Origin of the sequence: Bradyrhizobium sp. JR4.1 (genome assembly GCF_040548605.1) — a bacterium.
GTDB classification, from domain to species: Bacteria; Pseudomonadota; Alphaproteobacteria; order Rhizobiales; family Xanthobacteraceae; genus Bradyrhizobium; species Bradyrhizobium canariense.
The window spans coordinates 94,513-116,445 of sequence record NZ_JBEPRY010000025.1 but is presented as its reverse complement, the minus strand read 5'-3'; the positions used below and the strand labels follow the sequence as shown (position 1 = coordinate 116,445).

Genomic DNA, 21,933 nt, shown 5'->3' with positions numbered 1-21,933 from the left:
CACTTGCGGCGCGCGCAATTGATCACAGGGCCAGGCCGTCGCCAAATGCGCAGGCTGCATGGCACGCGCGCGTCACGCCGGTACCGGCGCGGTGTTGACCGCATGGCAGGCGACGCCGTTGATCAGGCTCGGCGCCTCCTTGCGGCAGAGATCGAACGCCAGCGGGCAGCGCGGATTGAAGGCGCACCCGGACGGCGGATTGATCGGGTTCGGGATCTCGCCCTTCACGGGAATGCGCTGGCGGCCGCTCATGGCAAGATCGGGCACGGCGCCGAGCAGCATCTTGGTGTAGGGCATGCGCGGACGGGCAAACAGCTCGCGCCCTTCCGCGATCTCGACGATGCGGCCGAGATACATCACGCCGACGCGGCTCGCCATGTGGCGGACCACGGCGAGGTTGTGGCTGATGAACATGTAGGTCAGGCCGAACTTGTCCTGGAGGTCGCGCATCAGGTTCAGGATCTGCGCCTGCACGGAGACGTCGAGCGCGGAGGTTGGCTCGTCGCAGACGATGAACTCCGCATCGGAGGCGAGCGCGCGAGCGATCGCGATGCGCTGACGCTGGCCGCCCGAGAATTCGTGCGGAAATTTCAACCTGTCGTCGGGATGCAGGCCGACGAGGGTGAGGAGCTCTCCGACACGTGCCTGGATGTCGCGCTCGCCCTCGATCAGGTCGAAAGCGCGTATCGGCTCGGAGATGATGGCGTCGACCCGGAAGCGTGGGTTCAGACTCGCATAGGGATCCTGAAAGATCATCTGGATGCGGCGGCGCAATTTCCGCCGCGCCTGGGCCTGCCGCGGATCGGTCATCGAGATGCCGTCGATCAAGACGTTGCCGGAGCTTGGCGGCAGCAAGCCGACGACCATCCGCGCCACCGTTGTCTTGCCCGAGCCGGATTCGCCGACCAGTGCAAAGGTCTCGCCCTTCCTGATGTCAAAGGTGACGCCGTCGACGGCCTTGAGATATTCGAGCTGCCCGCCTTCGAGCATGCGGTTGAGCCAGGGCTTCGAGACGTCGAAGACGCGGCGAAGATTCGTGGCCTGGACGAAGGGAGTGCTCATGCCGCGCTCTCCGCCGGCACGCTGTCATAGAGGTGGCAGGCGACCGATTGCGCGCCGCGCGGCAGCGGCTCCGGCCTCTCCACGCGACATCGGTCGAATGCGAATGCGCAGCGCGGATTGAACGAACAGCCGCGCGGGATCGCCGACAGGCGCGGCATGGAGCCGGGGATCTGCACCAGACGCTTGTCGTCGCCGGCAAGGGTCGGGATCGCGCCCATCAGGCCCTTGGCGTAGGGGTGCAGCGGGTTCCTGACCACGTCCTGCACCGGACCGATCTCGGCGACGCGGCCGGCATACATCACCGCGACCCGGTCGGAGGTCTCGGCGATCACGCCCATGTCGTGGGTCACCAGCATCACCGCGGTGCCGTGGTCGCGGCCGAGACGCTTGATCAGCGAGATGATCTGCGCCTGTACGGAGACGTCGAGCGCGGTGGTCGGCTCGTCGGCGATGATCAGCTCCGGTTCGGCGCAGATCGCGAGCGCAATCACAACGCGCTGGCGCATGCCGCCGGAGAATTCGTGCGGATAGCCGTCGATGCGCTTTTCCGGAGCCGGAATGCCGACTTCGGCGAGCAGGTCGATGGCTCGCCGGCGGGCGGCGGTCTCGGACAGGTTCAGATGGGTTCTGATCGTCTCGATGAGCTGGTCGCCGATCTTGTACAGCGGATTGAGCGAGGTGAGGGGGTCCTGGAAGATCATGCCGATACGTTTTCCGCGCACGCGGCGCATCTCTTCCGGCGGCAGATTGTCGATGCGCAGGCCGGAGAGGCGGATCTCGCCGCCCGAGATGCGGCCCGGGGAATCGATCAGGCCAATGACCGCGAGTCCGGTGACCGATTTTCCGGCGCCGGACTCGCCGACAACACCGAGCACCTCGCCTTTGGCGATATCGAAGGAGACACTGTCGATCGCGCGCAGCGTGCCCCGGCGGGAGGCGAACTCGACCTGAAGATTACGAACGGAGAGAACGGGCTCGGTCATGAACGCTGCATACTCATCGGAGTTTCGGGTTAAGCGCGTCACGCAGCCAGTCGCCGAGCAGATTGATCGACAGGATCAGCGCCGCGAGTGCGATTCCAGGGAAGGCGACGATCCACCATTCGCCCGCGAACAGATAGTTGTTGCCGATGCGGATCAGCGTGCCCAGCGATGGCATGGTCTCGGGCATCCCCGAGCCGAGGAACGACAGCGTCGCCTCGGTGATGATGGCGAGCGCGAGATTGATGGTGGCGATGACGAGAATCGGCCCCATCGTGTTCGGCAGCACGTGGCGCAACATGATCACCGGAGCGGGCAGGCCAATGAGCTGGGCGGCGGCGACATAGTCCTTGTTCTTCTCGACCATGACGGAGCCGCGCACGGTGCGGGCATATTGCACCCAAAAGCTCAACCCGATCGCGAAGACCAGGACAGCCAGCATGCTCATCTCGTCGAGCTTGTTGCCGAAGACCGATTTGGCGATGCCGTTGATCAGCAGCGCGATCAGGATCGCCGGGAATGAAAGCTGCACGTCGGCGATGCGCATGATCAGCCCGTCGACGGCACCGCCGAAATAGCCGGCCGTCAGCCCGAGCAGGATGCCGATCGCGCCGGAGAAGACGACGCCGAGCACGCCGACAAGAAGCGAGATGCGCATGCCGTAAAGGATCGCGGACAATACGTCCCGGCCTTGTTCGTCGGTGCCGAGCAGGAACGGACTCTGGCCGTCGGAGGTCCATAATGGCGAAATGCGCGAGTTCATCAGCTGGAGCTGCGCCGGGTCGAAGGGATTCTGGACCGACAGCACCGAGGCGAGGATCGCGACCAGGAAGAACAGCAGCGTCACCGCCGCTGCGACCATGGTGATCTTGGAGCGGCGAAATGAATAGAACAGATCGCTGTCGAGCGCACGTTTGAACCAACCCGGCGCGTCGGCGCGCGGGCCGCGTTCTTCGACCTTGTGCGGGACGACGGCTTCGCTCATTCAATGTGCCCGGCTGATCGTCGAGCGCAGCCGCGGATCGACGATGGTGTAGAGGATATCAACCACGAGATTGATGGTGACGAAGATCAGGGACACCATCATCAGATAGGCGGCCATGATCGGGATATCGACATTCTGCACGGCCTGCACGAACAGCAACCCCATGCCGGGCCACTGGAACACGGTCTCGGTGATGATCGCAAATGCAATTACCGAGCCAAATTGCAGGCCGGCCACCGTGATGACCGGGATCAGCGTGTTGCGCAGCGCATGACCGTAATGGATGGCGCGGGTGGTGAGGCCGCGGGCACGGGCGAAGCGGATGTAGTCGGTGCGCATGACTTCGAGCATCTCGGTGCGGACCAGGCGCATGATCAGCGTCATCTGGAACAAGCCCAGCGTGATCGAGGGCATGATCAGCGCCTTCAGTCCGGACAGCGTCAGCAGACCCGTCGTCCACCAGCCGATATGCACGACGTCGCCGCGCCCGAACGAGGGCAGCCAGCCGAGCGTCACCGAGAACAGGTAGATCATGAGAATGCCGATCAGGAAGGTCGGCAGCGAGATGCCGATCAGCGAGATCGCCTGGAACGCGTGTGTGAGCCAGCTGTCGCGGCGAAGCGCCGAATAGACGCCCATCAGGATGCCACAGAGCATCGCGAAGATGGTGGCGCAGATCGCGAGCTCCAGGGTCGCGGGCATCCGCTCCATCAGAAGATTGCTGACAGGCAGGCGGAATTGGTAGGAGACGCCGAACTTGAACTGCGCAGCGTTGCCGATATAGCGGCCGAACTGCACGATCACGGGATCGTCGAGGCCGAGCGATTTGCGGATCGCGGCACGTTCGGCGCCCGACGTGTCCATCCCGACCATCTGGTTCACGGGATCGCCGGCGAAACGAAACATCGAGAAGGAGATGATCCCGACGGCGATCATGACACCAATGGCCTGAATGGCCCGGCGCAGTGTGAAAGCGAGCATCTGTTCCTTTCACATTTCTTCAGTGGCACGCATCATTGCGTTAGCCCGAAATAGCAAGTCCCGGAAGCCAGGGCTTCCGGGACTTCACAACTTGTCGACACCTACTCGTCCTGCTTGGTCGCCCAGTAGAGCATGACCATGTTGTCCGCACGCTGGGTCAACTTCACCTTCTTCGAGACGCCCCAGGCGAGCGCCTGCTGGTGCAGCGGGACGTAGGCCCAGTCCTTCATCGAGACCTCGAAGGCCTGCTTGATCAGGAGATCGCGCTTGCCCGTATCGGGTTCCACGAGAACCTTGTCGGCGAGCTCGTCGAACTGCTTGTTGCAATAGCCGGCGAGATTGGCTTCGCCGCGGTTCGGATCCTTGGGATCGTCCCGGCAGCCCATGATGTCGTGCAGTACGTTATGGGAGTCGAGCGTATCCGGGGTCCAGCCCAGCATGAACAGCGAAGTCTTGTAGCCGCCGGGCTTCAGCACCTTGGCGAAATACTGGGCCTTCGGCTGCGCCAGCAGGTCTACCTTGATGTTGATGCGGGCGAGCATGCCGACGACCGCCTGACATATCGCGGCGTCATTGACGTAGCGATCGTTCGGGCAGTCCATCGTCACCTCGAAACCATCAGGATAGCCGGCATCCGCCAGGAGCTTCTTGGCGGCGTCAGGATCGAGCTTCGGCCGGGTGAAGTCCTTCGACAGCGAAAAGATCTCCGGCGCAACCATCAGCGCGGACGGTGTGGAGAGCCCGCGCATGACGCGATTCTTGATCAAATCGATATCGATTGCCCGGTAGACAGCTTCGCGGACGCGAACGTCCTTGAACGGGTTCTTGCCCTTGACGTTGGAGTACAACAGCTCGTCGCGCGCCTGATCCATGCCAACGAAGATGGTGCGGAGCTCGGGCCCCGTCAGCACGGTGGCGTTCGGACTCGCTTTCACGCGCTCGATATCTTGGACCGGAACCGGCTCGATCACGTCGACCTCGCCGGACAACAGCGCCGCGACACGCGTGGCCGGGTTGGCGATCGGCGTGAAGACGATCTCCTTCAGATTATGTTCCGGCTTGCGCCACCAGTTCGGATTGGCCTTGAAGACGGTCTTCACGCCCGGCTGATGGCTTTCGATCGTGAAGGCGCCGGTGCCGTTCTCATGGAGCGAGGCGTAGCTCGGGGTCGTCGCGGCGGCAGGCGTCGGTGCCGTCGCATCGTTCGCCTCTGCCCATTTCTTGTCCATGATGTACCAGGTCGCCCACAGCGCCGTCAGGATGGGATTGGGCGAGGTCAGGACGAAATCGACGGTGTAATCGTCGATCTTGACCACCTTGGCATCGGCGGGAACGCGGCTCTGGAAATTCGAACCTTTCGCCCGCACGCGCTCGGCCGAGAACACCACGTCGTCCGCGGTGAACGGGTCGCCGTTGTGGAATTTGACGTCCTTGCGGAGGTGAAAGCGCCAGCGTGTCGGCTCCGGCGTCTCCCAGCTTTCGGCGAGTGCCGGGACGATCTTCAGGTCCTTGCCGCGGGCAACCAGGCCCTCATAGACATGACCGAGATGCGCACTGGTGGTCGACTCGTTCAGCGTGTACGGGTCGAGCGACTTGAGCTCACCCTGGTTGGCGTAGCGCAGCGTCTGGCTCGACGCCGGCGAGACCGCCCACGCAAGCATACTGGCGAGCGTCGCCGCAAACAGACTTCGTCCGACTGACATTCTTGACCTCTCCACTCGCCCGCACCGTCATTTTTGATTGTTCGGCGGGGCTGATCGAACCATGTTGCCCAGAGTTCTCGACCCGTGCAAGCGCCATTCCAGCAAGGAACGCGCCAAGTTGCACCGCTGTGCAGCAATGCTGACCGGCATTGACGGGTGGATGGGCGCGGACGCGGCTGATTTTTTGATTGACCATATCCGCCGATCGGGGAAGCCGGTGGCTGGCACCGCCCTCAGGTCGCTTGCGTTGCACACCGTCTCGCGGCGATACTGCGGACGGCCGCTCGAATCTCATCTGGAGGGGACATGAAAGTTAACATCGAAATCGATTGCACCCCCCTCGAGGCCCGCCAGTTCATCGGATTGCCGGATCTGGCACCGATGCAGACGGCGGTGATGGACAAGCTGCAGCAGCAGGTTCTGAGCAACATCGACAAGGTCTCGCCGGAGTCGCTGATCCAGAGCTGGTTCACCTTCGATCCAAAGCTCGCCGAGCGGTTTCAGGACATGTTCGTCACCATGGCCGGCCTCGGCGGCACCCGCAGCGGCGACAAGAAGAAATAATGCCGCCCGGTCCAGACGGGCCGCAGACCCCGGGCCGGCTTCGTCCGCCCGGCCTTGCTTTGCTGCTCGCCGAAGCCCGTGGGTTGCTCGAACTCAACGCCAGCCTGCTGCTGTCGCCGGTCCTGATGCGGGCGCCCAAAGGCGATGGCCATCCGGTGCTGGCGCTGCCGGGCTTCCTCGCCAGCGACCTCTCGATGGCGCCGATGCGGCGCTATCTCAGCGAGCTCGGCTATGAGGCACATGCCTGGCGGATGGGCCGTAATTTCGGCGGGTTCGGACGGATGCGGGATTCGTTGCGCGCCCGTCTCGCCGAAATCCATGCTGCGAGCGGACGCAAGGTCAGCCTGGTCGGATGGAGTCTGGGCGGCGTCCATGCGCGCGATCTCGCGCTGCAGGCGCCCGACATGGTCCGCAATGTCATCACGCTCGGCAGCCCTTTTGCCAATGACATACGAGCGACCAATGCGACGCGGCTCTACGAGATGATGTCCGGCGAGCGTGTCGAGGATTTCGCCGAGCTGCGGGAGGCGATCGCGGGCGATCTTCCGGTGCCGGCGACGTCGATCTATTCGCGCGCCGACGGCATCGTGAACTGGCGGACCTGCCTGCTGCGTCCCTCCGACCGCGCCGAGAACATCGAGGTGCATCTGGCGAGCCATATCGGGCTTGGGGTGAACCCCGCGGCGCTGTGGGCCGTGGCAGACCGCCTTGCGCAACCGGAGGGAGAGTTCTGGCCATTTGACAGGGCAGGGCCGTTTGCCATTGCATATGCCCCGCCGGAACAGGCAGTATCGGCCTGACGAGAAGCGCCGCCTAAGGCGCCCGTCAAATACTCGGGAGGGAACCATGGCTGACGGTAAGAAACTGTCGTCGCTGGACGCGTCGTTTCTCTATCTGGAAACGCCGGAAATGCCGATGCATGTCGGGAGCATGGCGATCTTTCGCCTGCCGGACGACTACAAGGGCGACTTCTTCGAAGATTTCAAGGCGATGATCGTCTCGCGCCTGCACGTCGCGCCGATCCTCAAGGCGCGCCTGGAGAAGGCGCCGCTCGACATCGATCATCCCTCCTGGGTCGAGGACGAACAGTTCGACATCGATCGTCACATCTTTCGCGCCAGCCTGCCGCAGCCGCGCGACCGCGCCACGCTTGAGCGCATCGTGGGCTGGATGCACGCCAAGCTCTTGAACCGCGCCCGCCCGCTCTGGGAGTTCTACGTGTTCGAGGGCATGAAGGACAACGAAGTCGGGCTTTATTCGAAGATGCATCATGCCGCCATCGACGGCGGCGCCGGTGCGGCGCTGACCAACATGATCTACGATATCTCGCCGATCCCGCGGAAGGTCGATCCGCAGACCGCGGGAGCGAAGCCCGGGCAAGAGCCGCGCGACATCGCGGCGAACCTGGTCGATTCCTACCAGCAGCTCTTCACCCAGCCGCTCGATGCATCTGCGGCCGCGAAGAACCTGCAACTGCCGCGCACCGGCAAGAGTGACATCGGTTCAATCCTGTTCGACAATGCGATGTACCAGATCGAGAGTGCGGTACGCTTCGCCGGCAACATCCCGACCATGGTCAAGAGCGTCTCGGACGTGCTCGGCAAGATATCCGATCCAAAATCGCGCGAGAGCCTCGCCAGCATGGTGTCGCCACCGACCATGCTCAACAAATCGATCTCGTCCGAGCGCAGCTTCGCCGGCGTCTCGATCTCGCTGTCGCGATCCAAGGCGCTGGCCAAGCAGGCCGGCGGCAAGCTCAACGATGTCGTGCTGGCCCTCGCCTCCGGCGTGGTCCGGCGCTACCTGCAGCAACACGGAACGCTGCCGGCGAAGTCCTTGACCGCTGCCGTGCCGATCTCGCTGCGCGAGGAGGGCAACACCGAGGCCAACAACCAGGTGTTCGGCATGATCTGCTCGATCGCGACCAACATCGACGATCCCAAGGCGCGGCTGGAAACCATCATCGCGCAATCGACCAAGTCCAAGGAGATGTCGCATCCGCTGCGGGCACTGATGCCGCAGGTCTCCAATATCTCGATGCTGGGCGCGCCGATCATTGTTCAGATCATGGCGCTGCTCTACAGCCGCTCCGATTTGTCGAATGTGCTGCCGCCGGCTGCGAACATCACGGTGTCCAACGTGCCGGGGCCGAGGCAGACGCTCTACGCCGCGGGCGCGGAGCTGTTGCACATCTTCCCGGTGTCGATCTCGACGCACGGGCAGGCGCTCAACATTACGGTGCAGAGCTATCGCGACCAGCTCGATTTCGGCTTCATCGTCGGCGCCAACATCATTCCGCACGTGCAGGTGATGTGCGACATGCTGCCGGAGGAGTTTGCCGCGCTGGAGGCTGCCTATGCTTCGCCCGCGGCGGACATCAAGGGCGCCGCTGAGTAGGAATGTTCCGATGATTGAAATGCCACCGCTCAAGTTCGTGCAGACGAACGGAATCCGCATGGGCTATTACGAGGCGGGCCCGGTCACGGACAAGCCGCCGATCGTGCTGTGCCATGGCTGGCCCGAGCTTGCTTTCTCCTGGCGTCACCAGATCAAGGCGCTGAGCGAGGCCGGCATCCGCGTGATCGCGCCGGACCAGCGCGGCTACGGCGCGACCGACCGGCCAGAGCCGGTCGAGGACTACGACATCGAGCACCTGACCGGCGATCTGGTCGGATTGCTCGACCATCTTCAGATCGACAAGGCGATCTTCGTCGGCCATGACTGGGGTGGCTTCATCGTCTGGCAGATGCCGCTCCGGCACATCGACCGGGTCGCCGGCGTGGTCGGCATCAATACGCCTCATACCAACCGCGCCTGGGCTGATCCGATCGAGCTCCTGCGCGCGCGCTTCGGCGAAAAGATGTATATCGTGCAGTTCCAGGACCCGGCGCGTGAGCCTGACAGGATCTTTGGCAGCCGCGTCGAGCAGACCTTCGATGCCTTCATGCGCAAGCCCGTACCGCGCCCGGCAGATGCTCCGGCGGAGGAAGTCGTCGCGGGTGTCGGTGCTTCGCCGCGACTGAACCTGGCATTCCCGCAGATGATCGCAGGCTACGATGCGAAGCACGATCCGCGCACGCCGATCCTGTCGCCGGAAGAGAAAAAGGTGTTCGTCGACAATTTCACCAGGACAGGCTTCACCGGCGGCATCAACTGGTACCGCAATATGTCCCGCAACTGGACGCGCGCCGAAGGGCTCGATCATACGGTGCGCGTGCCGTCGCTGATGATCATGGCCGAGAACGACGCGGTGTTGCCACCGTCTTCTGCCGATGGCATGGACAAGCTGATCCCCGATCTGGAAAAATATCTGGTCCGCGACAGCGGCCATTGGACGCAGCAGGAGAAGCCGGAAGAGGTCAGTGCGAAGCTGATCGAATGGCGTAGAAGGCGGTTTGGCTAGCTGATCATTGCGAACTCGTCATTGCGAGGAGCGAAGCGACGAAGCCAATTCAGTCTGCCTCCGCGGACATATTTCTGGATTGCTTCGCTTCGCTTGCAATGACGACATTGAAGCAGGGGGACTACATTTCGATGTCATCCAAGAACCGTCTGGACCCGATCCCGCAGCCGCCGACCAAGCCGGTGGTCGGCAACATGCTGTCACTGGATTCGGCCGCGCCGGTGCAGCATCTGACCCGGCTTGCCAAGGAGCTGGGGCCGATCTTCTGGCTCGACATGATGGGCTCGCCGATCGTGGTCGTCTCCGGCCACGATCTCGTCGACGAGCTCTCGGACGAGAAGCGCTTCGACAAGACAGTGCGCGGTGCATTGCGGCGGGTGCGCGCGGTCGGCGGCGACGGCCTGTTCACCGCCGACACCAAGGAGCCAAACTGGAGCAAGGCGCACAACATCCTGCTCCAGCCCTTCGGCAACCGCGCCATGCAATCCTATCACCCGAGCATGGTCGACATCGCCGAGCAGCTCGTGGGCAAGTGGGAACGGCTCAATGCCGACGACGAGATCGACGTCGTCCATGACATGACGGCGCTGACGCTGGATACGATCGGCCTGTGCGGCTTCGACTACCGCTTCAATTCGTTCTACCGGCGCGACTACCATCCCTTCGTCGAGTCGCTGGTGCGCTCGCTCGAAACCATCATGATGACGCGCGGCCTGCCGTTCGAGCAGCTCTGGATGCAGAAGCGGCGCAAGACCATGGCCGAAGACGTCGACTTCATGAACAAGATGGTCGACGAGATCATTGCGGAGCGCCGCAAGGGAGGCGAGGCGACCGACGATAAGAAGGATATGCTTGCGGCGATGATGACCGGGGTCGATCGCTCGACCGGCGAGCAGCTCGACGACGTCAACATCCGCTATCAGATCAACACGTTCCTGATCGCGGGCCACGAGACCACCAGCGGCCTGTTGTCCTGCACGCTGTATGCGCTGCTCAAGCACCCCGACATTCTCAAGAAAGCCTATGACGAGGTCGATCGCGTCTTCGGTCCCGACGCCAACGCGAAGCCGACTTATCAGCAGGTGACGCAGCTGACCTACATCACCCAGATATTGAAGGAGGCGCTGCGGCTGTGGCCGCCGGCGCCGGCCTATGGCATCTCGCCGCTGAACGACGAGACCATCGGCGGCGGCAAGTACAAGCTCCGGAAAGGCACGTTCACCACCATCCTGGTGACCGCTCTGCATCGCGATCCCTCGGTCTGGGGTCCGAACCCCGACGCGTTCGATCCGGAGAATTTCAGCCGGGAGGCGGAAGCCAAACGGCCGATCAACGCCTGGAAGCCGTTCGGCAATGGCCAGCGCGCCTGCATCGGCCGCGGCTTCGCCATGCACGAGGCCGCGCTCGCGCTCGGCATGATCCTCCAGCGCTTCAAGCTGATCGACCACCAGCGCTACCAGATGCATCTGAAGGAAACGCTGACGATGAAGCCGGAAGGCTTCAAGATCAAGGTCCGTCCGCGCGCCGATCGCGAGCGCGGTGCCTATGGCGGACCTGTGGCGGTGTCGTCGGCACCGAAGGCACCGCGCCAGCCCACCGCGCGGCCCGGCCACAACACGCCGATGCTGGTACTCTACGGCTCCAATCTTGGGACCGCCGAGGAGCTGGCGACGCGGATGGCCGACCTGGCCGAGATCAACGGCTTTGCCGTGCATCTGGGGCCGCTCGACGATTACGTGGGCAAGCTGCCGCGGGAAGGTGGCGTGCTGATCATCTGCGCCTCCTATAACGGCGCGCCGCCGGACAATGCGACGCAATTCGTCAAATGGCTCGGCGACGAGCTGCCGAAAGATGCGTTTGCCAATGTGCGCTACGCCGTGTTCGGCTGCGGTAACAGCGACTGGGCTGCGACCTACCAGTCGGTGCCGCGCTTCATCGATGAGCAATTATCGGCGCATGGCGCGCGCGCGGTCTATCCGCGCGGCGAGGGCGATGCGCGCAGCGATCTCGACGGCCAGTTCCAGAAATGGTTCCCGGCGGCCGCCCAGGTCGCGACCAAGGAATTCGGCATCGACTGGAATTTCACCCGGACCGCGGAGGACGATCCGCTCTACGCGATCGAGCCGGTCGCGGTGACCGCCGTCAACACCATCGTCGCCCAGGGCGGCGCGGTGGCCATGAAGGTGCTGGGCAATGACGAGCTTCAGAACAAGGCCGGTTCCAATCCGTCAGAGCGTTCGACGCGCCACATCGAGGTGCAGCTGCCATCCAACATCAACTACCGCGTCGGCGATCATCTGAGCGTGGTTCCGCGCAACGACCCGACGCTGGTGGATTCGGTTGCCCGTCGCTTCGGCTTCCTGCCGGCCGACCAGATCAGGCTTCAGGTCGCCGAAGGCCGCCGCGCGCAATTGCCGGTCGGCGATGCCGTGTCGGTCGGCCGTCTGCTCAACGAGTTCGTCGAGCTCCAGCAAGTGGCGACGCGGAACCAGATCAAGATCATGGCCGAACACACCCGCTGCCCGGTGACCAAGCCGAAGCTGCTGGGCTTTGTCGGCGATGAGGCTGAGCCACTCGAGCACTATCGCGGCGAGATTCTGGCCAGGCGAAAATCGGTGTTCGATCTGCTGCTCGAATATCCGGCCTGCGAATTGCCGTTCCACGTCTATCTGGAAATGCTCTCACTACTGGCGCCGCGTTATTATTCGATCTCGTCCTCGCCGTCGGTCGACCCAGTTCGTTGCAGCGTCACGGTCGGCGTGGTTGAAGGACCGGCCGCCTCCGGCCGCGGCACCTACAAGGGTATCTGCTCGAACTACCTCGCCAATCGACGCGCGGGCGACGTGATCCATGCAACCGTGCGTGAGACCAAGGCCGGCTTCCGGCTCCCGGACGATCCATCCGTGCCGATTGTCATGATCGGCCCGGGCACGGGACTGGCGCCGTTCCGCGGCTTCCTCCAGGAGCGCGCTGCGCGCAAGGCCAAGGGCGCCGCGCTCGGCCCGGCCATGCTGTTTTTCGGCTGCCGGCATCCCGACCAGGATTTTCTCTACGCGAACGAGTTAAAGGCGTTGGCAGCAAGCGGCATCACCGAGCTGTTCACAGCGTTCTCACGAGCGGAGGGCCCGAAGACGTATGTGCAGCACGTCCTCGCGGCGCAGAAGGACAAGGTCTGGCTGCTGATCGGGCGGGGCGCGATCGTCTATGTCTGTGGCGACGGCAGCAAGATGGAGCCCGACGTGAAGGCGGCGTTGGTCGCGATCCATCGCGAGAAGAGCGGCAGCGATGCCGCCACGGCCGCGCGCTGGATCGAGGAGATGGGCGCGAAGAACCGGTATGTGCTGGACGTGTGGGCGGGAGGGTAGGCCGGTTCGTAGCCCGGATGGAGCGCAGCGAAATCCGGGGCGATTTTTCCTCACGCGCGCTTCCCGGATTGCGCTTCGCTCCATCCGGGCTACGAAGCTACGAAGGAAATCGTGTTAAAGGTTCCGCATGATTCCCTGGGAAAAGATCGACACCGCCAAAATCCCCGGCTCCGATGAAGAGCTTCGCCTGATGCGGCGAGGCAAGGAGTTTTCCATCAAGCTGGGCACCAACGAGTTGATGAACAACCGCCTCTCGGGCTCGGAAGCCGCGCTCGCCACGCTCGCAGCGAAGCAGATCGAGACGGTCGCAAAACCTGTCGTCCTCATCGGGGGCCTGGGCATGGGTTTTACTCTGCGTGCGGCGCTGACCGTGCTCGGAAGCAAGGCGAAGATTGTGGTCTCCGAGCTCGTGCCGGCGGTGGTCGCCTGGGCGCGGGGCCCGATGGCGGCGGTGTTTGGTGACAGTCTCGATGATGCCAGGGTGAGCATACGGGAAACCGACGTTGGCGAAATCATCCGGGCGCAGCGGTCGGCATTCGATGCCATCCTCCTCGACGTCGACAACGGGCCAGAAGGGCTGACCCGGAAGGGCAATGATGCGCTCTACAATGCGAGCGGATTGAAGGCAGCGAAGACGGCGCTGCGGCCGGGAGGCGTGCTCGCGGTCTGGTCCTCGGGGCCCAACCCGGCCTTCACCAAGCGGCTCGACAGCGCCGGCTTCGAGGTCAACGAAGTCAATATCCGCGCTACCGGAAGAGGCGGTGGCGCACGTCACGTGATCTGGATGGCCAGGAAGAGCTAGGCGGCTATTTGTAACCCGGATGAGCGCAGCGAAATCCGGGACGGTCGATCCGCGCAAGAACCCGGATTGCGCTGCGCTCCATCCGGGCTACGGCTCCGAGCTAGAACATCGTGTTGTTGTTCGCCGGATTTTCCGGGATCGGTTGAACGACGTCCCAGTGTTCGACGACCTTACCGTTCTCCAGCTTGAAGATGTCGACGATCGCGTTGCCCCTGCTGCCGGGCTCGCGAACCGCGTGAACGTGCAGGATCACGTAGTCGCCATCCACGAAGCTGCGCTTGATCTCGCTGTGCGAGTTCGGGAATTTCTCCCGGAGGAAGCCGATGAATTTTCGGAAGCCGTCCGGACCATCTGCCGCGTTTGGGTTGTGCTGGACGTAGCGGTCGCCGACATGGGCGAGGGCTGCATCGGCGTCCTTTTGGTTGAGCCCCTTCTCGTAGAACGCAAGCACAGTTTTGCGATTGGCTTCTTCTTGCGCGCTACCCGCCATCGCGACGCCACCGGCGAGGGACAGCGTGAGGACTGAAGCGGCGACGATTGCGGCTGACCGGACGATGAGATGCATGTGAACTCCGAGAGGCCGCAGCCTCTTTGTTGGCGAGTGAGGTTCTCGGCGATTGAAGGACGCCTGTATAGCTTTCGTTCCGGCACGCGTTAAGAGAGTAACCGGCAGCTCACATGGTCACCGCGAGGAGACCTTCTGTGCCGATCAATCTACGCCGCCTGCGCCGCTGCGCCATGCGCGTGCTTGGCGATGGCGCCGATGATCTCCGGCCAGAACCGCATCGGCAGCGCGTGGCCCATGCCGTCGATCATCAGCAGCTTGGCGCCCGGAATTGACTCTGCCGTGTCCCTGCCGCCCTCGGGGCGGACCAGCGGATCGACGGTGCCGTGGATCACGAGCGTCGGCGTCTTGACGCCGTGCAGCCGCTCCTTGCGGCTGCCGGAGGCGAGCACGGCGCGGAGTTGCCGGCCGACGCCGGCCGGATTGAGCCCCCGCGCGAACACGCGCTCGGCACGACCGGGATCGAGCGCCTCTTCCTCCGGAAAGGACCCGGCCCGCAACACGTTCCAGGTTTGGCCGTAACGGGCGATAAACTCCTCCTTGCTGCGCGGCGGCGGCGCCATCAGCATCGCGGCGGCCTCACGCGTCGGGGGCGGCACGCGCGGATTGCCGGTCGTCGACATGATCGATGTCAGTGAGCGCACGCGCTCGGGAAACGACAACGTCACTTCTTGCGCAATCATGCCGCCCATGGACGCCCCGACCAGATGCGCCGACTTGATGCCGAGTGCGTCCATCAGCCCGACCGTGTCTTTCGCCATGTCGATCAGCTTGTAGGTGGCCGCAACGGGAATCCTGAAGAAGCGGAGCTTCAACAGCTCGAGCGGCGTCAGACGCTTGCCGCCTGCGAGATGGCTCGACTTGCCGATGTCGCGATTATCGAACCGGATGACGCGAAAGCCGCGCGCGGCGAGCTGCTCGCAGAACGCATCGTCCCAGTGGATCATCTGGGCTCCTAACCCCATGATCAGCAGCAGCGGCTCGGCACTGTCGTTGCCGAAAGTCTCGTAACAGATGTCGATGCCGTTGGCGTGGACGGTTTGCGGCGGCTGATAGGCGTTCACGGGTGCGTTCCCTCGGCTTTTGATCAGTGCTGTATCGCACGGTTTCTCCTCGCGATGAAGCCGCGTCCGCGACACCGGACCCGCTGCTTGCCGGTTGACCGGCACCGCGCAACGGTGTGGTATGGCGAAAAAGGAAGGGCATCGAAGCTCTCGATCTCAGGAGGACGCCGATGACCGACAAGAGCAATGACCCCGTTGCCATGTGGCAGAAGATGATTGGCGAGATGGAGAAGGGGTTCAACTCCTTCGCCAATCAGGCCATGTCGTCGCCCGAGTTTTCGCAAGCCGTGAACCGAGCCGGCGGCGTTGCTGCAGGTGCTCAGAAGCAGCTCGGCGACCTCATGGAGAAATATCTGGTCTCCATGAATCTGCCGAGCCGGGACCAGGTCACCGGCCTTGCGGAACGGCTGCAGTCCATCGAAGGACAGATCGGTGAGATCAAGTCGATGCTGAGCCAGATGGCGGCAAGTTCCGGCATTTCTCAGGGCTCCGATACTGCATTGCGCCCGCCGCGCACCAAGCGGCCGCCATCAGAAGGCGGAGAGCAGACATGAATGCACCCGCCGGATTAGACTTCGCAGGGATCCCGGAGCGCATCCAGTCCGAGGTGCAACGCGCCATCCAGCGCAGCATCAAGGGCGTCGAATATTTCTCGACGTCCGGTCCCACGCTCGGCTCGACGCCGAAGGACGTGCTGCATTCGCGCGGGACGATGAGCCTCTACCATTATCGGCCGATGTCCGACGAGATCTATCGAATTCCGATCTTGATCGTGATGGCGACCACCAATCGCGGTTACATTCTCGACCTCGTGCCCGGCCAGAGTTTCATCGAGTTCCTGTTGAAGCGCGGCTACGACGTTTACATGCTCGACTGGAGCGCGCCACGGCCGGAGGAGAAGAGCCTCCGCATGGAGGACTATGTCCTCGACTTCATCCCGGACTGCATCCGCCGCGTGCAACAGGATTCCGGCGAACAGGACGTCTCCGTCATCGGCTATTGCTTCGGCGGCGTGCTGTCGCTGCTCTACGGCTCGATCCACAGAGACGGGCCGATGAAGAATTTGATCTGCTTCACCACGCCGATCGACTTTCGCGAGATGAAGCTGTTCTCGAACTTCTCCGACCGTCGCTATTTCGATGTCGATCGCCTCGTCGACAGCGTCGGCAACGTGCCGCCCGAGATGATCCTGTCGTCGTTCGAGATGCTGCGCCCAGCCTCGCGTACCGTCAGCCAGATCCAGCTCTGGGAAAACATCTGGAACGACGAGTTCGTCAAATCCTACCGGATGTTCGACCGCTGGGCGACCGACACGCTGCCGCTGGCCGGCGAGTATTTCCGCACCATCACCAAGGACCTGATGTGGGACAACAAGCTGTTCAACGACACCATGTCGGTCGGCGGCCGTGCGGCGAAGCTCGAGGACATCAAGGTGCCGTTCCTGCATGCGGTCGCCGAGCATGACCACATCGTGCCGTATGAGGCAGCAAAGCACCTGATCGCCAAGATCGGGTCCGAGGACAAGGAGGAGGTGATGCTGAAGGGCGGTCACGTCTCGCTCGTCGCCGGCGCCAATGCGGTGAAGCGGCTATGGCCGAAACTGGATTCCTGGCTGGGGAAGAGATCGACATGAGTGAGCAGCGTTCCTATCCGCGCCACGTGAAGACGGACGCCGGCGATATCGAGATCCGCCTGATGTCGCCGGCGGACGAAGCCGCGGTGCTCGCCTTCGGCAAGGGCCTGCCGACCCACGACCTGTTGTTCCTGCCGCGCAACATCAGTGAGCCGAAGGTGCTCTCCGCCTGGGTCAAGGAGATTGAGCGGGGCGCGATCACGAGCCTGCTCGCGGTCAGGGGCGGCGCGGTCGTCGGTTGCGGCACGCTGGTGCGCGACCCGCACTCCTGGTCGCCCCATGTCGGCGAGATCCGGATGGTGGTTTCGCTCGACGTGCGCGGAAAGGGGGTGGGACGGACGCTGTCGCAGGAGACCTTCGCACTCGCGCTCGGCGCCGGCCTCGAAAAGCTCTCGGTCCAGATGACGGTCGATCAGCAGGCGGCGATCACGCTGTTTGAGAGCCTCGGCTTCAAGGCCGAGGCACTGTTGCGCGATCATGTCCGCGACGTCGACGGCAAGACCCACGATATCGTCGTGCTCGGGCACAACATCGCGCAGGTCCAGGCCCAGATGGAGGCCTATGGGCTGCCTGGCGCCGTCCAGCACTGAGAACCTCTGAGCGGGTCCCCGGGAACCCGGATGGTCAGGGAGGCGCCAGATTGCCTCTCATTAAGGCCGTTCACAGTTTCGTGATATCGCAGTGCAATATGGATATTGCATCGCACAATTAACTATGCCATATAAGCCGTGCCCCGGGCCACAACCGGACGGGGTGAGCCCATAGCTCAACCAATGAGGATGGAGAGACCCCAATGACCACCGAAACCAACACCGCTTTCGAAGGCTTCAAGGACGCGTTCAAGAACATCCAGAACCTGGAAGTTCCCGAGGCCGCCCGCGAGTTCGTCAAGAAGTCCGCCAATACCGCCAAGGACCGTGCTGCCGAGGTGTTCGCGGGCTCCGAGCGCGTGACTGCCGCCGTCGAAAACGCGGTGACCGAGTCCGTCACCGAAGCCGGCAAGATCAGCCGCAACATCCAGCAGGCGATCTACGAGGACGCCGACGCGTTCTTCGCGGGCATCGACAAGCTCGCGTCCGCCAAGTCGTTCAGCGAAGCTGTCGAGATCCAGTCCGGCCTGCTCCGCGCCCGCGGCGAAGCGTTCGTCTCGCGCGCCAAGGCGACCACCGACTATTTCGGCAAGCTCGCCGCCAACGGTGCGAAGTCCGCTCAGGACAATTTCGCCAAGGTCTACAACAAGACCGCCTGATCTGCCTGAGACGAAAAACTGAATTTGAGGCCCGCTTCGGCGGGCCTTGTTTTTTGCGCCGCGTCATCATCGGTCGTCATTCCGGGGCGCCCAAAGAGCGAACCCGGAATCTCGAGATTCTGGGTCCGGTCCTGCGGACCGTCCCGGAATGACGTAACCTTGGTGAATCATGACTCCACCCGCCACCTTCTCCTTCGATTCCCCCGGCGACGCAGAACGCGCGGCCGAATTGCGCCGCGTGAAAGCGCTGGCGACGCTGGTGCTGGGCTCGACGCTTGTCCTGTTCGTCGTCGCGAAATGGCTGCTGCCCGTGCATCCCGTGTTCGGATTCATCGCAGCCTTCGCCGAAGCCGCGACCATCGGCGGGCTCGCCGACTGGTATGCGGTGGTCGCGTTGTTCAAGCGTCCACTCGGCCTACCGATCCCGCACACGGCGATCATCCAGAGCAACCAGGCCCGTATCGCCGACAAGCTCGGCGAATTCATCCAGGTGCATTTCCTCGAGGCTGCTCCCGTTGAGGCCAAGCTGAACGAGATCGATTTCGGCTCCTTCGTCGCCGACTGGCTGCGCGATCGCAAGCGTAGCGATGACCTCGCGCGCTTTGCGCTGCGCCTGCTGCCGGAGGCGGTTTCTGCGACGGAAAGCTCGGGCCTGATGACCTTCATCCTTCGCCGCATGTCATCGCAGCTCCAGGCGATCGACCTCGCGCCGCTCGCGGCCGGCACGTTGCGCGGCTTCGTTGCCGAGGGACGCCACCAAATCCTGTTCGACGATCTCCTGCGCGTGATGCACGAGACGCTGAACCAGACCGAGACGATGGCGATGATCCGCGAGAAGGTGCGCGCGGAATTGCCGACCCTGCTCAGGCTCTACCGGGCCGACAAATTTCTGGTGAACAAGATCGTGGCCTCCGCCACCGCGTTCTTCAATGAAGTGCGCAGCGATCCCAAACATCCGTTCCGCGGCGAGTTCGACCGCATGGTGCTGAGCTTCGTCGATCGGCTTGGCACCGACCAGGCCTATATCGACCGCATCGACGGTTTGAAGCGCGATCTGCTCGCGCGTCCCGAGCTCGCCGATCTCGCCCGCACCATCTGGGCCAACACGCGGTCCTTCATCGAGCGTAGTGCAAGCGGCGAGACGCAGGTGCTGCAGCATCATCTCGCCGGCATGTGTGTCGCGGCGGGCGAAGCGCTCGCCGGCGATGCCGAGCTTCGCGGCGAGATCAACAAGGGTCTGGTCGCGGTGCTGCGCAGTTTCGTCGCGGACCAGAAGAGCGGCGTTTCGACCTTCATCTCCGACCAGGTGAAATCGTGGGACATGGCGCAGCTGATTTCGCTGATCGAAATCAACATTGGCCGCGACCTGCAATACATCCGCTTCAACGGCTCGCTGATCGGCGGGCTCGCGGGCCTTGGGCTTTACTCCGTAGAATTCCTGCTTCGATTGTTGTGACTTTTGCGTCACGGACGCCAGCATTAACGCGCCGGCCTATTGTGGCCCCGGGTTTCACCCGCTTGAATGTCGGGAACCCGCTGCCTAGCTGATTCATGGTGCGCTGCGGAACGTTCGAAAAGCTGGCGTGTTGGAATTCATACGCATTTGCCGGCCTCGCAGCCGGTGATCTTTTCAGCATTTCTTCCGAGGGACCATTGATGACCGCTACCGCCCAGACGCTGAGCCCGCCGTCTCGTACCCTGATGTTCCTGGAAGGGCGAGCGATCCACGAGTTCGGCGCATTCCTCGGCGCGCTGCCGCTGCTCAGCCTCGCGCCGCGCGGCGATGGGCACCCGGTGCTGGTGCTGCCGGGCCTTGTGGCCTCCGACGGGTCGACGCGCGCGTTGCGCACGTTTCTGTCGGGCAAAGGCTATGCGGTGAGCGGCTGGCGCCAGGGCCGCAATTACGGCCTGCGCGAGGGCGTGCAGCACGCGATGGTGGATCTGGTTCAGGAGCTGAGCGACAGGCATGGCCGCAGGATCAGCCTGGTCGGCTGGAGCCTCGGCGGTCTCTATGCGCGCCAGCTCGCCAAGATGATGCCCGACCGCGTACGCCAGGTGATCACGCTCGGCAGCCCCTTTGCCGGCGATCCGCATTCGACCAATGCCTGGCGCGTCTATGAATGGGCGAGCGGACGGAAGTCCGACGAGGTCGATCCGCAGTTCGGCGGCGATCTCGCCGTTCCGCCGCCGGTGCCGACCACGGCGATCTTCAGCCGCACCGACGGCGTCTGCGCCTGGCAGGGCTGCATGGAGAAGACGGGCGCGCAGACCGAGAGCATCGAGATCGAGAGCAGCCATTGCGGCATGGGGCATCATCCCGCCGCTGTCTACGCGGTGGCTGACCGCCTCGCGCAGAAGGAAGGCCAGTGGCGGCCGTTCGACCGCAGCGGCTGGCGTAGCGTGGTCTATCCCGATCCGCACCGGTAGCGATTTTCTTCACCTCGCCCCGCTTGCGGGGAGAGGTCGGATCGTATCGGAGATGCGATGCGGGTGAGGGGGCTCTCCGCGAGTCCGTCTGTCACTGAGTTTGCCAATGCAGCCCCTCACCCCAACCCTCTCCCGTAAGAACGGGGAGAGGGAGAGGGCACAGCGGAATCGACAACGTCGTTCCCGTCCATTGTCGCAGCCGCATCAAACGCGCTATGCCTCGGGCATGGCGCATCCGCTCTCCCGCATCATCGAGCAGCTCAAGCGCGAGCCGTCGCGCACCGGCTCTATCGTCATCACCGTGTTCGGCGATGCCATCGTGCCGCGTGGCGGCTCGGTATGGCTCGGCACGCTGCTGGAATTCTTCGAGAGCTTGGACATCGACAGCGGCGTGGTGCGTACCGCGATGTCGCGGCTTGCCGCCGATGGCTGGCTGACGCGCGAAAAGGTCGGCCGCAATAGCTTCTACCGCTTGGCTGACAAGGGCCGCCAGATCTTCGGGGCTGCGACACGCCATATCTACGATCCGCCGCCATCCGACTGGACCGGGCGCTTCGAGCTGCTTCTGATCGGCAATGGCGAGGATCGCGACGCTTCGCGCGAGGCGCTCCGCAATGCCGGCTTCGGCAGCCCGCTGCCGGGTGTCTGGGTCGCCCCGTCAGGCGTGGCAGTGCCGGACGAGGCCGCCGGCGCGATCCGCCTTGAAGTCTCGGCCGAGGATGACAGCGGCCGCCGGCTACTTAGTGCGAGCTGGCCGCTGGATCGCACTGCGGACGCCTATCTCAAGTTCATGAAGACGTTCGAGCCGCTGCGCGCCGCAATCGCGCGCGGCAGCGACTTGTCCGAGGCCGACGCCTTCACGGCGCGCGTCCTCCTGATCCACCATTACCGCCGCGTCGTGCTGCGCGATCCGCTGCTGCCCGAAAGCCTGCTTCCGGCGAACTGGCCGGGCAGGGCCGCCCGCGCGCTGTGCGGCGAGATCTATCGCGCGCTGCTTGCCCCATCGGAACAATGGCTTGATGGCCACGGAACCAATGAGAAGGGGCCATTGCCGCCGGCGCGAAAACTGCTGGAACGAAGATTTGAGGCTTGACCGTTATGTTACAGAAATATCTTGCATGAGATAATTCTTGTTATATATTGCCTCTCA

General features: G+C 63.5%; 20 protein-coding genes. 13 read left to right on the top strand and 7 right to left on the bottom strand.

Annotation, left to right across the window (positions count from 1 at the left end):
- Window positions 1–72: 72 nt before the first annotated feature.
- From ABIB90_RS33875 to ABIB90_RS33855, 5 genes are all read right to left on the bottom strand, one after another.
- Window positions 73–1,062, bottom strand: a complete 990-nt coding sequence (locus ABIB90_RS33875) for an ABC transporter ATP-binding protein (protein WP_354202240.1) — start codon at window positions 1,060–1,062, stop codon at window positions 73–75.
- Window positions 1,059–2,045, bottom strand: a complete 987-nt coding sequence (locus ABIB90_RS33870) for an ABC transporter ATP-binding protein (protein WP_219682697.1) — start codon at window positions 2,043–2,045, stop codon at window positions 1,059–1,061. Before ABIB90_RS33870 ends, ABIB90_RS33875 begins: the two co-directional genes overlap by 4 nt.
- Window positions 2,046–2,058: 13 nt before the next feature.
- Window positions 2,059–3,027 carry an ABC transporter permease gene (locus ABIB90_RS33865; RefSeq protein ID WP_007593845.1) on the bottom strand — a complete coding sequence of 323 codons (969 nt, stop codon included), beginning with the start codon at window positions 3,025–3,027 and terminating at the stop codon, window positions 2,059–2,061.
- Entirely contained in the window at window positions 3,028–4,008 is a 981-nt protein-coding gene (locus ABIB90_RS33860) for an ABC transporter permease (RefSeq protein WP_007593842.1), read from the bottom strand.
- A gap of 101 nt (window positions 4,009–4,109) precedes the next feature.
- Window positions 4,110–5,711, bottom strand: a complete 1,602-nt coding sequence (locus ABIB90_RS33855) for an ABC transporter substrate-binding protein (protein WP_219682695.1) — start codon at window positions 5,709–5,711, stop codon at window positions 4,110–4,112.
- A 306-nt stretch (window positions 5,712–6,017) separates the two neighbouring features.
- On the opposite strand from ABIB90_RS33855, the gene ABIB90_RS33850 reads away from it, so the two are divergent.
- From ABIB90_RS33850 to ABIB90_RS33825, 6 genes are all read left to right on the top strand, one after another.
- A complete protein-coding gene (locus tag ABIB90_RS33850) occupies window positions 6,018–6,275 on the top strand; it encodes a DUF6489 family protein (RefSeq protein ID WP_007593837.1) in 258 nt (85 codons plus the stop codon).
- Window positions 6,275–7,075 (top strand): esterase/lipase family protein, encoded by an 801-nt coding sequence (locus ABIB90_RS33845; RefSeq protein WP_354163023.1) that lies wholly within the window; start codon window positions 6,275–6,277, stop codon window positions 7,073–7,075. The genes ABIB90_RS33850 and ABIB90_RS33845 overlap by 1 nt, the downstream gene beginning before the upstream one ends.
- Window positions 7,076–7,121: 46 nt before the next feature.
- Window positions 7,122–8,672: a WS/DGAT/MGAT family O-acyltransferase gene (locus ABIB90_RS33840; protein WP_354202239.1), complete on the top strand. Its 1,551-nt coding sequence runs from the start codon at window positions 7,122–7,124 to the stop codon at window positions 8,670–8,672.
- 10 nt (window positions 8,673–8,682) lie between these two features.
- On the top strand, window positions 8,683–9,678 hold the full coding sequence (locus ABIB90_RS33835) for an alpha/beta fold hydrolase (RefSeq protein WP_354163016.1): 996 nt from the start codon (window positions 8,683–8,685) through the stop codon (window positions 9,676–9,678).
- Between the two features lie 131 nt (window positions 9,679–9,809).
- The gene (locus tag ABIB90_RS33830; protein ID WP_354202238.1) at window positions 9,810–13,043 is read left to right on the top strand and encodes a bifunctional cytochrome P450/NADPH--P450 reductase; all 3,234 of its coding nucleotides are present in this window, start codon (window positions 9,810–9,812) and stop codon (window positions 13,041–13,043) included.
- A gap of 127 nt (window positions 13,044–13,170) precedes the next feature.
- Complete coding sequence (locus ABIB90_RS33825) at window positions 13,171–13,845, top strand: spermidine synthase (RefSeq protein ID WP_354202237.1); 675 nt, start codon at window positions 13,171–13,173, stop codon at window positions 13,843–13,845.
- A 100-nt stretch (window positions 13,846–13,945) separates the two neighbouring features.
- On the opposite strand, the gene ABIB90_RS33820 is transcribed toward ABIB90_RS33825, so the two are convergent.
- Together ABIB90_RS33820 and ABIB90_RS33815 are read right to left on the bottom strand one after the other, a co-directional pair.
- Window positions 13,946–14,410: a nuclear transport factor 2 family protein gene (locus ABIB90_RS33820; RefSeq protein ID WP_007593825.1), complete on the bottom strand. Its 465-nt coding sequence runs from the start codon at window positions 14,408–14,410 to the stop codon at window positions 13,946–13,948.
- Between the two features lie 149 nt (window positions 14,411–14,559).
- Window positions 14,560–15,474, bottom strand: a complete 915-nt coding sequence (locus ABIB90_RS33815; protein ID WP_354202236.1) for an alpha/beta fold hydrolase — start codon at window positions 15,472–15,474, stop codon at window positions 14,560–14,562.
- A 170-nt stretch (window positions 15,475–15,644) separates the two neighbouring features.
- Here ABIB90_RS33815 and ABIB90_RS33810 point away from each other — a divergent pair, with 170 nt between their 5' ends.
- The 7 genes from ABIB90_RS33810 to paaX all read left to right on the top strand — a co-directional run bounded on the left by ABIB90_RS33810 (window position 15,645) and on the right by paaX (window position 21,876).
- Window positions 15,645–16,028 carry a hypothetical protein gene (locus ABIB90_RS33810; RefSeq protein ID WP_354163004.1) on the top strand — a complete coding sequence of 128 codons (384 nt, stop codon included), beginning with the start codon at window positions 15,645–15,647 and terminating at the stop codon, window positions 16,026–16,028.
- Window positions 16,025–17,107 (top strand): PHA/PHB synthase family protein, encoded by a 1,083-nt coding sequence (locus ABIB90_RS33805; RefSeq protein WP_007593822.1) that lies wholly within the window; start codon window positions 16,025–16,027, stop codon window positions 17,105–17,107. Before ABIB90_RS33810 ends, ABIB90_RS33805 begins: the two co-directional genes overlap by 4 nt.
- A complete protein-coding gene (locus ABIB90_RS33800; protein WP_354163000.1) occupies window positions 17,104–17,697 on the top strand; it encodes a GNAT family N-acetyltransferase in 594 nt (197 codons plus the stop codon). The genes ABIB90_RS33805 and ABIB90_RS33800 overlap by 4 nt, the downstream gene beginning before the upstream one ends.
- 203 nt (window positions 17,698–17,900) lie before the next feature.
- A complete protein-coding gene (locus ABIB90_RS33795; protein ID WP_354162997.1) occupies window positions 17,901–18,356 on the top strand; it encodes a phasin in 456 nt (151 codons plus the stop codon).
- Window positions 18,357–18,525: 169 nt separating this feature from the next.
- Window positions 18,526–19,812, top strand: a complete 1,287-nt coding sequence (locus tag ABIB90_RS33790) for a DUF445 domain-containing protein (RefSeq protein ID WP_354162994.1) — start codon at window positions 18,526–18,528, stop codon at window positions 19,810–19,812.
- 200 nt (window positions 19,813–20,012) lie between these two features.
- Window positions 20,013–20,783, top strand: a complete 771-nt coding sequence (locus ABIB90_RS33785) for an esterase/lipase family protein (RefSeq protein WP_354202235.1) — start codon at window positions 20,013–20,015, stop codon at window positions 20,781–20,783.
- Window positions 20,784–21,009: 226 nt separating this feature from the next.
- Window positions 21,010–21,876 (top strand): phenylacetic acid degradation operon negative regulatory protein PaaX, encoded by an 867-nt coding sequence (gene paaX, locus ABIB90_RS33780; protein ID WP_354162988.1) that lies wholly within the window; start codon window positions 21,010–21,012, stop codon window positions 21,874–21,876.
- Window positions 21,877–21,933 lie beyond the last annotated feature (57 nt).

Coding starts and splice junctions, on each gene's coding strand:
- ABIB90_RS33875 (WP_354202240.1), bottom strand. CDS start 1,062: ATGAGCACTCCCTTCGTCCAGGCCACGAATCTTCGCCGCGTCTTCGAC.
- ABIB90_RS33870 (WP_219682697.1), bottom strand. CDS start 2,045: ATGACCGAGCCCGTTCTCTCCGTTCGTAATCTTCAGGTCGAGTTCGCC.
- ABIB90_RS33865 (WP_007593845.1), bottom strand. CDS start 3,027: ATGAGCGAAGCCGTCGTCCCGCACAAGGTCGAAGAACGCGGCCCGCGC.
- ABIB90_RS33860 (WP_007593842.1), bottom strand. CDS start 4,008: ATGCTCGCTTTCACACTGCGCCGGGCCATTCAGGCCATTGGTGTCATG.
- ABIB90_RS33855 (WP_219682695.1), bottom strand. CDS start 5,711: ATGTCAGTCGGACGAAGTCTGTTTGCGGCGACGCTCGCCAGTATGCTT.
- ABIB90_RS33850 (WP_007593837.1), top strand. CDS start 6,018: ATGAAAGTTAACATCGAAATCGATTGCACCCCCCTCGAGGCCCGCCAG.
- ABIB90_RS33845 (WP_354163023.1), top strand. CDS start 6,275: ATGCCGCCCGGTCCAGACGGGCCGCAGACCCCGGGCCGGCTTCGTCCG.
- ABIB90_RS33840 (WP_354202239.1), top strand. CDS start 7,122: ATGGCTGACGGTAAGAAACTGTCGTCGCTGGACGCGTCGTTTCTCTAT.
- ABIB90_RS33835 (WP_354163016.1), top strand. CDS start 8,683: ATGATTGAAATGCCACCGCTCAAGTTCGTGCAGACGAACGGAATCCGC.
- ABIB90_RS33830 (WP_354202238.1), top strand. CDS start 9,810: ATGTCATCCAAGAACCGTCTGGACCCGATCCCGCAGCCGCCGACCAAG.
- ABIB90_RS33825 (WP_354202237.1), top strand. CDS start 13,171: ATGATTCCCTGGGAAAAGATCGACACCGCCAAAATCCCCGGCTCCGAT.
- ABIB90_RS33820 (WP_007593825.1), bottom strand. CDS start 14,410: ATGCATCTCATCGTCCGGTCAGCCGCAATCGTCGCCGCTTCAGTCCTC.
- ABIB90_RS33810 (WP_354163004.1), top strand. CDS start 15,645: ATGACCGACAAGAGCAATGACCCCGTTGCCATGTGGCAGAAGATGATT.
- ABIB90_RS33805 (WP_007593822.1), top strand. CDS start 16,025: ATGAATGCACCCGCCGGATTAGACTTCGCAGGGATCCCGGAGCGCATC.
- ABIB90_RS33800 (WP_354163000.1), top strand. CDS start 17,104: ATGAGTGAGCAGCGTTCCTATCCGCGCCACGTGAAGACGGACGCCGGC.
- ABIB90_RS33795 (WP_354162997.1), top strand. CDS start 17,901: ATGACCACCGAAACCAACACCGCTTTCGAAGGCTTCAAGGACGCGTTC.
- ABIB90_RS33790 (WP_354162994.1), top strand. CDS start 18,526: ATGACTCCACCCGCCACCTTCTCCTTCGATTCCCCCGGCGACGCAGAA.
- ABIB90_RS33785 (WP_354202235.1), top strand. CDS start 20,013: ATGACCGCTACCGCCCAGACGCTGAGCCCGCCGTCTCGTACCCTGATG.
- paaX (WP_354162988.1), top strand. CDS start 21,010: ATGGCGCATCCGCTCTCCCGCATCATCGAGCAGCTCAAGCGCGAGCCG.